The 13,055-nt window shown below is 65.5% G+C and carries 13 protein-coding genes; 7 read left to right on the top strand and 6 right to left on the bottom strand.

The features are described from left to right. Nucleotides 1-58: 58 nt before the first annotated feature. On the bottom strand, nt 59-1,021 hold the full coding sequence (locus T8S45_RS09065; RefSeq protein WP_322293474.1) for an MJ0042-type zinc finger domain-containing protein: 963 nt from the start codon (nt 1,019-1,021) through the stop codon (nt 59-61). A gap of 152 nt (nt 1,022-1,173) precedes the next feature. Between T8S45_RS09065 and ftsE the strand changes: the two genes are divergently transcribed. The 4 genes from ftsE to T8S45_RS09045 are packed head-to-tail and all read left to right on the top strand — an operon-like array spanning nt 1,174 to nt 4,082. Beyond that, nucleotides 1,174-1,899 carry a cell division ATP-binding protein FtsE gene (gene ftsE / locus T8S45_RS09060; RefSeq protein WP_322293473.1) on the top strand — a complete coding sequence of 242 codons (726 nt, stop codon included), beginning with the start codon at nt 1,174-1,176 and terminating at the stop codon, nt 1,897-1,899. Beyond that, on the top strand, nt 1,896-2,849 hold the full coding sequence (locus T8S45_RS09055) for a cell division protein FtsX (RefSeq protein ID WP_322293472.1): 954 nt from the start codon (nt 1,896-1,898) through the stop codon (nt 2,847-2,849). Before ftsE ends, T8S45_RS09055 begins: the two co-directional genes overlap by 4 nt. Before the next feature lie 11 nt (nt 2,850-2,860). Next, on the top strand, nt 2,861-3,388 hold the full coding sequence (locus tag T8S45_RS09050; RefSeq protein WP_322295210.1) for a YdcF family protein: 528 nt from the start codon (nt 2,861-2,863) through the stop codon (nt 3,386-3,388). A 4-nt stretch (nt 3,389-3,392) separates the two neighbouring features. Beyond that, entirely contained in the window at nt 3,393-4,082 is a 690-nt protein-coding gene (locus T8S45_RS09045) for a lysophospholipid acyltransferase family protein (protein ID WP_322293471.1), read from the top strand. Here T8S45_RS09045 and T8S45_RS09040 read toward each other — a convergent pair. Then, nucleotides 4,079-5,512, bottom strand: coding sequence for an NAD-dependent succinate-semialdehyde dehydrogenase (locus T8S45_RS09040; RefSeq protein ID WP_322293470.1), 1,434 nt, complete (start codon nt 5,510-5,512; stop codon nt 4,079-4,081). The two genes, T8S45_RS09045 and T8S45_RS09040, sit on opposite strands and share 4 nt — an antisense overlap. Before the next feature lie 175 nt (nt 5,513-5,687). Between T8S45_RS09040 and T8S45_RS09035 the strand changes: the two genes are divergently transcribed. The 3 genes from T8S45_RS09035 to T8S45_RS09025 are packed head-to-tail and all read left to right on the top strand — an operon-like array spanning nt 5,688 to nt 8,685. Next, on the top strand, nt 5,688-6,809 hold the full coding sequence (locus T8S45_RS09035; RefSeq protein WP_322293469.1) for an 8-amino-7-oxononanoate synthase: 1,122 nt from the start codon (nt 5,688-5,690) through the stop codon (nt 6,807-6,809). Continuing rightward, nucleotides 6,806-7,429 carry a dethiobiotin synthase gene (gene bioD, locus T8S45_RS09030; RefSeq protein WP_322293468.1) on the top strand — a complete coding sequence of 208 codons (624 nt, stop codon included), beginning with the start codon at nt 6,806-6,808 and terminating at the stop codon, nt 7,427-7,429. Before T8S45_RS09035 ends, bioD begins: the two co-directional genes overlap by 4 nt. Next, entirely contained in the window at nt 7,426-8,685 is a 1,260-nt protein-coding gene (locus T8S45_RS09025) for an adenosylmethionine--8-amino-7-oxononanoate transaminase (protein ID WP_322293467.1), read from the top strand. Before bioD ends, T8S45_RS09025 begins: the two co-directional genes overlap by 4 nt. 321 nt (nt 8,686-9,006) lie before the next feature. Here T8S45_RS09025 and T8S45_RS09020 read toward each other — a convergent pair whose 3' ends face one another. The 4 genes from T8S45_RS09020 to T8S45_RS09005 all read right to left on the bottom strand — a co-directional run bounded on the left by T8S45_RS09020 (nt 9,007) and on the right by T8S45_RS09005 (nt 13,024). Continuing rightward, a complete protein-coding gene (locus T8S45_RS09020) occupies nt 9,007-10,005 on the bottom strand; it encodes an MlaD family protein (protein WP_322293466.1) in 999 nt (332 codons plus the stop codon). 81 nt (nt 10,006-10,086) lie between these two features. After that, the gene (locus T8S45_RS09015) at nt 10,087-10,962 is read right to left on the bottom strand and encodes an alpha/beta fold hydrolase (RefSeq protein ID WP_187335529.1); all 876 of its coding nucleotides are present in this window, start codon (nt 10,960-10,962) and stop codon (nt 10,087-10,089) included. Beyond that, the gene (locus T8S45_RS09010) at nt 10,959-12,554 is read right to left on the bottom strand and encodes an ABC1 kinase family protein (RefSeq protein ID WP_187337189.1); all 1,596 of its coding nucleotides are present in this window, start codon (nt 12,552-12,554) and stop codon (nt 10,959-10,961) included. The genes T8S45_RS09015 and T8S45_RS09010 overlap by 4 nt, the downstream gene beginning before the upstream one ends. After that, entirely contained in the window at nt 12,554-13,024 is a 471-nt protein-coding gene (locus tag T8S45_RS09005; protein WP_215227341.1) for a MarR family winged helix-turn-helix transcriptional regulator, read from the bottom strand. The genes T8S45_RS09010 and T8S45_RS09005 overlap by 1 nt, the downstream gene beginning before the upstream one ends. Between the last annotated feature and the right edge of the window lie 31 nt (nt 13,025-13,055).

Raw genomic sequence — 13,055 nt, 5'->3', positions numbered from 1 at the left:
GGCGGGGCCGCAAGCGCATCCGTGCGGTTTGATTGCATTCGCGCGAATTTTCTCAGCGTCAGAACGCCGCCCATCCGAATTCGGTGAATTTCGCGCTGGTCGGCACGTCGACGATCGCCTCGTTCACGGTCACGCTTTCGCCCGGGGCGAGCTCGCCCACCGGGGGGACGATCTGCGTTTCGTAAACGATCCGCTCGCGCGAATCGCGCAGCACGATCTTGATCGGGGGCAGGCGCCGGGTCTCGGTGCCGACATTGGTTACCGTCCCGCTGGTCTCGAAATATTCGATCCCGTTGGGCAGTGTGCGCCGGTCCTGCCGGTCGGGCGGGAATTCGAGCACGAGATCGGGCGGTGCCTGGACGAAGGTCGGGCGGTTGCCAGGCAACCAGTCGGGCATGCCGAAATATTGCAGCGCCCCGAACACACCGAGCGCGGCAAGCGCGAAGGCGACCGCGCCGATCGTCCAGATCCGCGTCCAGTTGCGGCGCGGGCGGAAGGGCGGTTCGTGCGCGAAGCTCGATCCGGTTTCGACATCTTCCTCGTCGTATGAACCGTGATCGTGCGCGGGGATGTCGTGGCCGACCGGCGGTTCGCCGTGATCGTCCTCGTCGAACCGCTCGGGGACCGGATCGGCGACCGGCGGCGGTGGGACCGGTTCGTTGCCCTGCTCCGGTGCCGGCTCGGACGGCGGCACCGGGGCGGACGTCGGTGCAGGCGGCGGCACGTGGTCGCGCGCGACGGGACGCTCGACGCCTTCGGCTGCGAGCCCGGCCATGGGTGTCCGGCGCGCCGGTGCGGTCTCGGACGCACCTTCGGGCGCGCGCTGGGACCGAGTCTGGGGCGCGGGCGGTGGGGGAGGGGGCGGAGCCGGAGCCGGTGCATCGGTCAGTCGCTCGACCGGCGGACCGTCCTGGAACCAGCTGTGCTTGCACTTCGCGCAACGCACGGTCCGACCGTCCACGCCGATGGCGCTGTCGGGGACGGCATAGCGCGTGTTGCAGGCCGGACAGGCAATAATCATCCCTAGGGGCTTACGCACAACGCGCACGGCGCCGCAAGTTCGCGCCCGTGCAAACGCGCGCATGCGGGCCTTTTTTCCACATGGAGGCATCGCTATAGCCCCTATCGACCGGGCGCAGCGCGCCAGAACGAGAAAAGAGCCTCGAAAGCCCCATGACCACGGCCAGCGAAGATGAGATCGTTCGCTTCGACAATGTCGGGTTGCGCTACGGGACGGGCAAGGAAGTGCTGAGCGACGTTTCGTTCTCGCTCTATCCGGGCCGATTCTACTTCCTCACCGGGGCGAGCGGCGCGGGCAAGACCTCGCTGCTCAAGCTGCTCTACCTCGCCCAGCGCCCCTCGCGCGGGGCAATCTCGATGTTCGGGCAGGACGCGATCACGCTGCCGCGCGACCGGCTGCCGGGCTATCGGCGCCGGATCGGCACGGTCTTCCAGAATTTTCGCCTGCTCCAGCACCTCTCCGCCTTCGACAATGTCGCGCTGCCACTGCGGGTGGCGGGCGTGGCGGAAAAGGATCTGCGCAAGCCGGTCGGCGATATGCTCGAATGGGTTGGGCTCGCTGATCGGGTCGATGCGCGACCCGCTACCCTGTCGGGCGGGGAGCAGCAGCGCGTGGCGATCGCGCGCGCGGTCATCGGGCGGCCCGACATGCTGGTGGCCGACGAACCGACCGGCAATGTCGATCCCGACATGGCGGTCAAGCTCATGCGGCTGTTCGAGGCGCTGGGGCGCCTCGGCACCGCGGTGGTGGTCGCGACCCACGATCTCCATTTGTTGCGCAATGTGCCCGACTCGCTCATCATGCGCCTCGACAAGGGCAAGCTTTCGGACCCGACCGGCGCCCTGCGCTATCCTCCGCGCAAGGGCCTTTCGGCATGAGCGGCGCCAAGGGAAAATCCACCCCACCGGTGGTCAAGGACAGCGTCCGGCGCGGCTGGCGCCCGCTCGGTGCCTCGGGCGATACCGCGATGGTTCCGCAGGCGCGGATGAGCGGGCCGATGCCGTGGCTGATCGCGATCATGGTGGCGATCACCGTGGTCGCCGCGGCGGGTGCGCTGGCGCTCGGCAACATGGCTGAGAGCACCTCGGCCTCGATCGAGGGCGGGGTCACGGTCCAGGTGCTCGAGCCCGACGAGAGCGAGCGGAGCCGACAGGTCGAATTGCTGCTGCCCGCATTGCAGGGCCTCGCCGGGGTCGTCTCGGTTCAGCGCGTGCCGCAGGAAGAACTCGATGCGCTGGTCGAGCCGTGGCTGGGCGAGGAAGCGGTCGAAGGTGGCAACGTCCCGATCCCTGCCATGGTCGATATCCGCCTGCGCGGCGAACCGAGCAGCGCCGCCATCGACCGGATCGAACAGGTGATCGCGCCGCTCGCGCCCGACGCACGGGTCGATGCGCAGGCGAGCTGGCTCGGACCGGTGTTCGATGCGGTCGAATCGCTGCGCTGGATGGCGCTTGCGCTCATCGTGATGCTCGCCGCGGCGACATCGGCGGCCGTGTTGCTGGCGGCGCGCACCGCGATCAACGCGCACCGCGACACGATCGAGGTGGTGCACATGCTCGGCGGGACCGATGGCCAGATCGCCCGCGTTTTCCAGCGCTCGATCGCGCTCGACGCGGCCGGAGGCGGAGCGATCGGGCTGGCAGTGGCGCTGTTGACGATCCTCGCGCTGGGCCTGCGCTTCGCCGGGCTGGGTGACGGGCTCGCCGGCCAGGCGACCCTCGAATGGAACGACTGGCTGGCGCTCGCCGCCGTGCCCATCGTCGGCGTGTTCCTGGCAATGGCGACGGCGCGCTTCTCGGTCATGCGTGCGCTGGGGAAGATGCTGTGAGTTTCGGCCAGATCGTCCGCCGTTCGGCCGCCGTCGTCGCGCTGCTGTGGGCGCTCGGCTTCGTGTGGTTCGCGATTGTCCTGCCGCAACCGGCCGCCGATACTCAGACCGATGCGATCGTTGTCCCGACCGGCGGCGGCGGGCGGATCGATCGCGGACTCGAATTGCTGCGCGAGGACAAGGCGCAGGCGATGTTCGTCGCCGGGGTCGATCGCGAAGTGCGCCCGCCCGAATTCGCCGAGGGCTTCGGGGTCGAGGAAGCGCTGATGGAATGCTGCGTGACGCTCGATTTCGTTTCGGTCGATACCAAGTCCAACGCCCGCGAAGCGGCAAAGTGGCTGGAAGAGAAGGAATTTCGCTCGGTCCGTCTCGTCACCTCGGACTGGCATATCCGTCGCACCGCGCTTGATCTCGAACGCGCGACCGGCGGCAAGGTGGTGATCCTCGAGGATGCGGTGCCGACCGATCCGACCTTCGGCATGCTGTTTCTCGAATATCACAAGCTGCTCGCGCGGCGTCTCGCCGGACTGTGGGAGTAGCGCCATGCCCGGACCGGTCACCATCCTCCGCAACATCGCTTTCGCCATCGCCTTCTACGGCGGCAGCTTTCCGCTGATCGGCTGGGCCGGGATCGCTTCGCTTCTGCGCCTGCGCGGCGCGACCGGTGCGGTCCAGGCGTGGTCCGACTGGCATCACTGGTGCGTACGCAATTTGCTCGGGATCCGGATCGTGGTCGAGGGCAATGCCCCGGCGGGCGGCCACCTGGTCGCAAGCAAGCACGAAAGCTTTTTCGAGGCGATCCACCTGCCCGCACTGCTCGACAGGCCCGTGCCCTTCGCCAAGGCCGAATTGTGGCGCATCCCGGGTTGGGGCCCCGCCGCGACGCGGTGGGGCGCGGTTGCGGTCCACCGCGAGCAGGGCGCGAAGATGCTGCGCCGGATGATCACCGACGGGAAGGCCTATGCCGCGCAGGATCGCGTGCTCGCGATCTTCCCCGAAGGCAGTCGCGTGCCGCACGGCGCGAAGCCGAAGCTGCAGTCGGGCTTCGCCGGTCTCTACAAGATGCTCGGCGTGCCGGTGGTGCCGATGGCGGTGAACAGTGGGCCGCTCTACCACCGCGGCTGGAAACGCAGCGGCACGATCACCATCCGCTTCGGCGAGATCATCCCCCCCGGTCTCCCGCGCGACGAGGTCGAGGCGCGGGTGCGAGAGGCAATCAACGTCCTGAACTAGAGCGTTTCGTGGATGGTTTTGGGGACCATGCACGCCATCACGCCCTCGTGGCCGTCCTCGCTGCCATAACCCGACCATTTGACCCCGCCGAACGGGGCGTCGACCGCGCTGACCGCTGTATGGTTCAATGCGACCATGCCGGCCTCGATCTCGCGTACGAGCCGCTGGCGACGGGCCTTGTCATTGGTCCAGGCATAGGCGGCGAGGCCGTATTGCAGGCGGTTGGCCTCTTCGAGCATGGCTGCTTCGCCGTCATAGCGATTGATCATCGCGACCGGCCCGAACGGCTCCTCGTTCATGATCTCGGCCTCGATCGGGACGTCGGCGAGCACCGAGGGGGCATAGAAGAAGCCCTGGTTGCCGATCCGCTCGCCGCCCGCGAGCACCTTTGCGCCCTTGTCGCGCGCATCGGCGATCATCGCCTCGATCGCGTCGGGGCGGCGGGCATTGGCCATCGGGCCCATTTGCGTGTCTTGGTCGAACCCGTTGCCGACCTCGATCGCCTTGGCGCGCGCGGCGAATCCGTCGCGGAACTGCTCGTAGATCGAATCCTGCACGATGAAGCGCGTGGGGCTGACGCAGACCTGCCCGGCATTGCGGAACTTGGTCGGCACCATCTTGTCGAGCACGTGGTCGACATCCATGTCGTCGAACACCAGCACGGGGCCGTGGCCGCCGAGCTCCATCGTCGCCTTCTTCAGGTCCTGCGCGGCGAGCGCGGCGAGATGCTTGCCGACCGCGGTCGAGCCGGTGAAGCTCAGTTTCTTGATCACCGGCGAGCCGAGCAGGTGGCGGCTGATATCGTCGGGCACGCCGAACACCACCTGGCATGCTTCGCCGGGGACCCCGGCATCGATCATCGCCTGACAGATCGCGAGGCCCGCGGCAGGGGTTTCCTCGTCGGGCTTGACGATCACCGAACAGCCCGCGGCAAGCGGTCCGCCGATCTTGCGCGCGACATTGAGCGAGGGGAAGTTCCACGGCGCGAAGGCGGCGACCGGGCCGACCGGCTCGTATTCGACCCGTGCGCTCTGCCCGTCGGGGCGCACCAGCGTGCGGCCGTAGATGCGCTGGCATTCGCCGGCATAGAATTCGATCAGGTTCGCAGCATAGAGCGTCTCGCCCTTGGCTTCGGCCACCGGCTTGCCCTGTTCGCGGGTGAGAATCTGCGCGATGTCGTCGGCGCGCTCGCGGATCAGCTCGGCACCCTTGCGCAGGATCGCGGCGCGCTTGTCGGCCGGCGTGTCACGCCAGATGCGAAAACCCTTCGCCGCATGGTCGAGCGCGCGGTCGAGATCGTCCTTCGAGGCGCAGGGCAGCTGGCCGATCACTTCCTCGGTGGCCGGGTCGATCACGTCGCGCGTTTCGCGCCCGTCGGTTCCCAGCTTGTCGCCGCCGATCAGGAGATGGAGCGAGGGATAATCGGTCATGGCGGGGCCTTTCTTGCGGGAAACGGGATGACGCGCGGCAGCGCGCGCCAGTGTTTGTGGAGTGCGGGTGCATGTGGCGTGCCCGCGGCGCAATGTGAAGGGGCAGACGACCGGGCCCAGGAGGGGCGGGCAGGTTCCCTTTGCAGACCGGGCATGCTTGCCTATGGGCCGCTGCGTGACGCTTCCCGATTTCTACCGCGACGACCTGCGCAGGCTCGAGCAGGCCAGTCGCCGCCGCACGCTCGCACCGCGATCGGGGCGCGATTTTTCCTCCAACGACTATCTCGGCCTCGCCCGATCGGAGCAGCTGCGCGAAGCCGCGATCGCCGCATTGCGCCGGGGTGTCGATCTCGGCTCGGGCGGCTCGCGCCTCCTGCGCGGCAACACCGCCGAGCACGAGACGCTCGAGGCCGAGGCGGCCCGGTTCTTCGGCAGCGAAGCCGCGCTGTTTATCGCCACGGGTTTTGCCGCCAACAGCCTGCTGTTCGCAACGCTGCCGCAGCCGGACGACCTGATCCTGTACGACGCGCTCGTGCACGCCAGCGCGCATGAGGGCATGCGCCTGTCGCGCGCGCCCGGCGAGAGCTTTGCGCACAATGATGCGAACGCCGCCGAAGACGCGATCCGCCGCTGGCGCAGGGCGGGCGGAACCGGCACGCCGTGGATCGCGATCGAGACGCTTTACAGCATGGACGGCGACCGGGCGCCGATCGTCGACTTCGCCGCGCTGGCGGAGCGTATGGATGCCATGCTGTTGGTCGACGAGGCGCATGCGGTCGGCGTCCATGGTCCGGAGGGACGCGGCCTCGCCGCCGCACTGCGAGGCCGCGAGAACGTGGTCGTACTCGCGACCTGCGGCAAGGCGCTGGGCTGCGAGGGCGCGCTCATCCTCCTCCCCGCGAACCTGCGCGATTTCATCGTCAATCGCGGGCGCAGTTTCATCTTCTCGACCGCGCCATCTCCGCTGATCGCGGCCATCGTGCGCGAGAGCTTGGCAATCATCGAGCAGGCCGATGACCGCCGCGCCCGATTGCAGGCGCTCGTCGTCCGCGCCAGCCGCGCCGTGGCACCGCTTGGCATTGCCCCGAGCGGCAGCCAGGTCCAGCCGGTCCCGATCGGCGACGATGCCCGCGCGATGGAGATCGCGGCGGCGCTCCAGGCGCGCGGCTTCGACGTGCGCGGCATCCGCCCGCCGACCGTGCCCGACGGCACGGCGCGGCTGCGCGTCTCGATCACCCTCAACACCGACGATCAGGCCATCGACGAGCTTGCGACAGCCTTGGGAGAACTCCTGTGAAAGAGACGATCATCGTGACCGGCACCGATACCGATATCGGCAAGACGGTGTTCGCCGCCGCGCTGGCTGCGGCGCTCGGCGCACATTACTGGAAGCCCGTGCAGGCCGGGCTCGACGATGGCAGCGACAGCGCGCGTGTGGCGGCGCTGGGCGTTTCCGAGGCATCGATCCTGCCCGAAGCCTACCGCCTGACGACGCCATGCTCTCCTCATCGCGCCGCCGAGCTCGACGACGTCACGATCGACCCTAAGCGACTCGACCTGCCGAAGGTGGACGGCACGCTGGTGATCGAAGGCGCGGGCGGTGCGCTCGTGCCCGTCACGCGCGACCTGCTCTATGCCGATCTGTTCGCGCGATGGGGCGCGCCGGCGGTTATCGTCGCGCGGACCGAGCTGGGCACGATCAACCACTCGCTGCTGACGATCGAGGCGCTGCGTTCACGCGGCGTACCCATCCTCGGCGTGGCCTTTATCGGCGCGCCTCAGGAGGACAGCGAGGCGACCATCTGCGGGATCGGCGAGGTCGCGCGGCTGGGGCGCCTGCCGATCGTCGACCCGCTCGATGCCGACAACCTGTCTACAGCCTTCGCGCGCGCATTCGACCTCGGAGATTTCGCATGACCAGCTCGCCGGTCTGGCATCCGTTTACCCAGCACGGGCTCGGCGAGCCGATCCCGCACGTCACCCACGCACAGGGTGCCGTGCTCCATACGCGAGACGGTGCCGAGGTGATCGATGCGATCTCGTCGTGGTGGGTGACGACGCACGGCCATGCCCATCCAAAGATCGCGGCGGCGATCGCCGAGCAGGCGGCGCGGCTCGACCAGATCATCTTCGCCGGCTGGACCCACGGCCCGGCGGAGGAACTGGCCGCCAGCCTGCGCGACTTGATGCCCGAAAGCCTGACTCGCGTCTTCTTCTCCGATTCCGGATCGACCAGCGTCGAGGTCGCGCTCAAGATGGCGCTCGGCTACTGGCTCCACCGGGGCGAGGCGCGCCATCGGATCGTGGTGATGGACAATGGCTATCACGGCGACACGATCGGGACGATGTCGGTGGGCGCGCGCGGGGCCTTCAACCGCGCCTACGAACCGCTGCTGTTCGACGTCACCTCGATCCCCTTCCCAGACGAGGGGGCCGAGCAGCGCACGCTCGACGCGCTCGAACGCGCCTGCCGCGACCGGGCCGCCGCCTTCATCGTCGAACCGCTGGTGCTGGGGGCGGGCGGGATGCTGATGTATTCGCCCGCGACCCTGGCCGAAATGCGCCGCATCTGCGCCCTACACGGCACGCTCTTCATCGCCGACGAGGTGATGACGGGGTGGGGACGGACCGGCACCATGCTCGCCTGCGAGCAGGCGGGAATCGAGCCCGATATCCTGTGCCTGTCGAAGGGACTGACCGGCGGCGCGATCCCGCTGGCGGTCACCATGGCGAGCGAACCGGTGTTCGAAGCTCACCTGAGCGACGACCGCGCGCGGATGTTCTTCCATTCGTCGAGCTACACCGCCAATCCGGTCGCCTGCGCGGCGGCCAACGCCAATATCGCGATCTGGCAGGATGAACCGGTGGCCGAGCGGATCGCCACGCTGGCACAACGCCAATCGGCGCAGCTGACGCGCCTGACTTCGCACCCGCTGGTCCGCAATGCGCGCCAGGCGGGGACGATCACCGCTGTCGACGTGGGCGAGGCGGACGGATACCTCTCCGATCTCGCCCCCCGCCTGCTCGCCGCCTTCCGCGCCCGCAACGTTTTGCTGCGCCCGCTGGGCAACACGGTCTACGTGATGCCGCCCTACTGTATCGAGGAAGCTCAACTCGACCGCGTTTACGCCACGATCGTCGAGGCGATCGAAGAAGTCGCCGGCCCGAATTGATCCGACCGACCGTAATTGGCAGAATCGTGGTACTGAACCGGGAAGTCAGGCGATCGCCGGTCCCGGAAATGGTTCCAGAAGAGGCATCACAATCGGTCTCATTTTTTACCTTTTTTCAGATGTTTAGGTAATTCGGTTTGTGCGAAGAGCCCGCAAAAGGCCCGCAAATGCCGTCTAATGCATTGGTTCGATGCCTTTTTGGGGACTCTAGAATGCATTTTTGCGCCCGGGAAACCAGCCAAGATTGATGTCCGCTAAGCGCCCTCCTTTCCGCCATTCAACGGGCTGTGCTCTCTCTCCGAGAGCCGTCGTTCGTTAGGCTCACTTTGAATGTTCGGAATTCGCTCCAGCGTCTCTTCTCCCAGCCCGATAGTCTGGGAGAGGAGGATCTGATGCCATTCCCCTGACCTCGACATCTTCGATTTTCTCTCTGACAGGCCCGAGGTCGCGACTGAGTCCGCGAAAGACCGCTTCCCCTTCGATCAGAGAATTTTCGATCGCCGGAATGCCGCTCTTTGCCTGGGAAAGCTTATTCTCAGCGTTCTGTACCCCCTCGCTGAATTGGCGAAGACGTCTTCGCGCGCTGGTGGAAGCGCTTCCGTCCGAAATTCGGCGATCTGCGTCTCGAAGATCAATCGCCCATCCACCGATCCGTTGCCGCAAGTCTGACAATCTTCCTTTTGTTGAGCCCAAATCTTCGTCCCAACCTTCGACATCCGATGCGAGATCGGCCGTCGTGACTCGAAGCCGGGCAAGATCCGAGGTGATCGCTCGCTGCTTTTCTGGTTCCAGTCCTTCGTTCAAAGCGCGGACACTGTTTGCCACGCTCTCGACGGTAGCGGTCGCATTCCCCCCAAAAAGTCCGGTTCCGTCCGAGGGCGGTATGATCTTCCTTCCTGAATTGTCGGCGTATATGCCTTGACGGCCCCTTCGACCCTCGAGCACCAGCGCTGCCTCGCCGGTTATCAGGTTGGTACTGATTGTCGCTTCAAGGCCGTCAACTTTCGCTGCATCAGGATCGAGAGTCAGCACGACGAGAACGTTTCCCGGTCCATTTTCCGCCAGGCGGACCGATGTTACCCGACCCACAGGAACACCCGACAGTGTTACGGTCGACCCCGGCTGAAGGCCTTCCACGGAGCGATCAAACCTGACGAGATATGTTTCCTGATTGGGCGTGGGATCGAGAAGCCACACCGCAAAAGCGATGGTGGCAAGCATCAGAATGCCAACGATCCACCCCACTAAGGAAAAGTTTGCGTTAGTTTCCATCTTGCACGCAAACAGGGATTTTTCCGTCCGGCAGAGGTGCCGAAACATTGAAAGTTCGCGCCCCGCGTGCTCCTAGGGTGTCCGCCACAGTACCTGACCGAGGTTGGCCTTGTGGCGCAATCATTAGGGTCACAGTTTTACAGGGTGAGTTTCGACCAGGAAACGCTGTACTGCGTCGCCGAACGCATCGTTCTCGTCGCCCGCGACCATATGCGACGCACCAGCGATATCGCTGAATTTTGCATGGGGAACCAGTTTCCGGAATTCAGCGGCGCCTTCGGGAGAAACAAGGTCGCTAGATCCACCGCGCACGAGATGGACCGGGAGCGACAGCGCCGACGCAGCCTGAACAAGCTCGGTCGACCCGGCGGAAACGTCGTCGGTAATGGTGCGTCGGCGCGTAACGTTCTCGACGAATGCCGGATCCCAGTGCCAATAATACCGCCCGTCCCGTGCCTTTCGAAGGTAACTCTTCAATCCCGAGGAACTTTGCCGTCTCTCGCGGTGCGGCAGATATGCTGCGATTGAAGCGGAAGCGTGCTCGGGCGATTCGAACCCCTCTCGGGCGTGCTGCGCCATGAAGCCGAGGACCCGCGCGACCCCGTTCGCTTCCATTTGCGGCGTAATGTCTACGAGGGTTAGCGAGGCGAACGTGCCGGGCGCGATCGTGCCCTCGGCCACAAGGCCCGCCAATCCTCCCAGCGACGCACCGATCAGCGCCGGATTGCGCTCGAAACTCTGCGCAACTGCAACGAGATCCCGGCCGAAATCGTGCACATCATAAGCGCCGGTCGGGGACCATGGACTTTCGCCATGCCCTCTGAGATCGAGGGCAATCGCTCGGTATCCGGCCCGGCCCAGGCGAGTGCCGACCTTTCTCCAGGCGCGCCGTGTCTGTCCGCCTCCATGAGCCAGAAGCACAGGGAAACCGTCAGCCGGTCCGAATGTACTTGCGACAAGCGTCAGGCCGTCGGCACCAGGAAGCAACAGGCGATCCTCGTTCACGAGCGCGGCCTCCGGGCAAGAAAAAAGAATGTCAGCGCCGCCAAGGCACAGCCAATGGCTGCAATTATCGATAGGTCTGCCAGGATAGCTGCCGATACGATGAGCGCTGCCGCAATCAGGTCGCTGGAACGCATGGGCGCCGCACCTGACGGCCTTTCCAGTCGCGCAAGATCCTGAGGATCCAACCGGATCGGCAGCTGTCCGCGGCGAGCGATCGACGCCAGGTTCTCGACGATCTCCGGGGTGCCGAGAAGCGCGCGTATCAGCGTCGATGCTGTCCGCCGGGCATTTCCGCGCAGGTTTGCCAGGCTGGCGCGCTCCATCAGCAGTTGTTTGCCGATCGGAGCAAGTTCGGACGTTATGTCGAAGCGCGGGTCAAGACGGCGTACGAACCCCTCGGCGGTGAGCAGCGTGCGCAGCATCAAGGCGAGGTCGCCGGGTAGGGCCAGTTGGTAAGTCCGCAGAAGATCGAATACATCGGCGAAAATGCCAGACAGGTCGATCTGGTCGAGAAGCGTGTTGCGAAACTTGCCGACCAATTGATTAAGCGATGCCTTCAGCGCCTCACGATCGACCGCCGGATTGCCTGCCCACTGAAGGAGAACATCGACCAGATCGTCGATATCTTCTCCGGCGATCGCCAGTGACAGGCGCACCAGTTCGTCCCGCCGCTCTGGCAGCAGAGTGCCTACCGCGCCAAAGTCGATGAACACCAAGGTCCCGTCGGGGCGGATCAGCACATTGCCCGGATGCGGATCGGCGTGGAAGCGACCGTTGAAGATAATCATGCTCAGCACCGCGCGTGAATAGCCGCGCGCGACGGACGTAAAATCCACGCCGGCGTCCCTCAGTGTGGCCAAGTCGGTCGCCGGGATCGCGTCGACCCGCTCCTGGACATTGAGACTGCGCCCGCTCACCTCGTTGTCGAAGTGGGCTGTCTCGATCCCGAACCGTGCAAGATAGCTGCCGATCTCCGCACTCGCGCGTGCTTCAGCGCCCAGATCCATCTCACGATCGAGGCTTTCGGCGAAGAACCGCAACAGCTCATCGGGCCTCTGTCTTTCGACAAGGGGACTGGCGCGTTGTGCCAATCGGGCAATGCGCCGCAGTAAACGCATGTCGGCATCCACGACACTTTCGATTCCCGGTCGCCGGATCTTGACGATGACCGGTACGCCGTCGCTCCGTATTCCTGCGTGCACCTGCGCTATAGAGCCCGCCGCGATCGGCTCCCGATCCAGCTCACGAAAATACTGGCCGGAGTCTTCCCCGAGAGCATGGGTGAGCGGAGCCTCGACACGCTCGAACGGTACACCCGGAACGCGATCGTGCAGCTGCGATAGCGCTGCCGTCCAATCCGGCCCCAAGAGATCGCTTCGCATCGCGAGGATCTGGCCAAGCTTGGTCGCGACTGGTCCCAGTTCGCGCAGTGCCTCGACCAGGGCTTCCGGGCGCGTCGGATGTGCATTGGTTTGAGATCGGCCGGATCCCAACGCGGACACGATGCCGCCCAGCCCGTGACGGCCGAGAATTGCTATGACCTGCGCAAGCCGCTTCCGGTCACTCATGCGCGAAGGCGGCATGTCTGCCATCAGAGAGCATCCCGCCGTACGTTTTCGCTGACCATCTCCAAAAGCGAATGCAAAGTACTCTTCTGTTGCGGCGTCATTCCGCTCCATATTCGCAGGTGGGTCGCGTCTGCGGCCCGTCTGAGGTCAGGGAGTATTTCCTCAACCCGTCTCGTCAGGCCGAGACTCCAAGACCGCCCGTCCGCCGGGTCACGGCGGCGCTCGATAAAGCCTTTCTGGGTCAAGGCGGTGACCGCCAAGCCAATGGTGGCGGATTCGAGTTCGAGACGCCTGGCGATGTCGGTCTGGTTCAGGGCAGGATCTTTGATGAGCTGCGCCAGCACACGCCACTGCGTACGATTGAGGCCAAGCGGCTGTGCCCGGTCATCGAATGCCTTGCGCGCGGCGCGACTGATCTCGTCCATCATGAAGATCGCTCGATCATCGTCGGTGATGACATTGTCGAGTGCGAGAGTGTCCTCGTCTTCCGTCATGAGTGGGTCCTATCGATCAGGAAAAAATAGT

This window comes from Pseudoblastomonas marina (genome assembly GCF_034374265.1).
GTDB classification, from domain to species: Bacteria; Pseudomonadota; Alphaproteobacteria; order Sphingomonadales; family Sphingomonadaceae; genus Alteriqipengyuania_A; species Alteriqipengyuania_A marina.
Note: the sequence above shows the minus strand (reverse complement) of the source record. Positions and strands in the feature narration are given on the sequence as shown.

Excerpts from the sequence above, each read along its gene's own strand:
- T8S45_RS09065 (WP_322293474.1), bottom strand. The coding sequence starts at position 1,021 with ATGATTATTGCCTGTCCGGCCTGCAACACGCGCTATGCCGTCCCCGAC.
- ftsE (WP_322293473.1), top strand. The coding sequence starts at position 1,174 with ATGACCACGGCCAGCGAAGATGAGATCGTTCGCTTCGACAATGTCGGG.
- T8S45_RS09055 (WP_322293472.1), top strand. The coding sequence starts at position 1,896 with ATGAGCGGCGCCAAGGGAAAATCCACCCCACCGGTGGTCAAGGACAGC.
- T8S45_RS09045 (WP_322293471.1), top strand. The coding sequence starts at position 3,393 with ATGCCCGGACCGGTCACCATCCTCCGCAACATCGCTTTCGCCATCGCC.
- T8S45_RS09040 (WP_322293470.1), bottom strand. The coding sequence starts at position 5,512 with ATGACCGATTATCCCTCGCTCCATCTCCTGATCGGCGGCGACAAGCTG.
- T8S45_RS09025 (WP_322293467.1), top strand. The coding sequence starts at position 7,426 with ATGACCAGCTCGCCGGTCTGGCATCCGTTTACCCAGCACGGGCTCGGC.
- T8S45_RS09020 (WP_322293466.1), bottom strand. The coding sequence starts at position 10,005 with ATGTTTCGGCACCTCTGCCGGACGGAAAAATCCCTGTTTGCGTGCAAG.
- T8S45_RS09010 (WP_187337189.1), bottom strand. The coding sequence starts at position 12,554 with ATGGCAGACATGCCGCCTTCGCGCATGAGTGACCGGAAGCGGCTTGCG.
- T8S45_RS09005 (WP_215227341.1), bottom strand. The coding sequence starts at position 13,024 with ATGACGGAAGACGAGGACACTCTCGCACTCGACAATGTCATCACCGAC.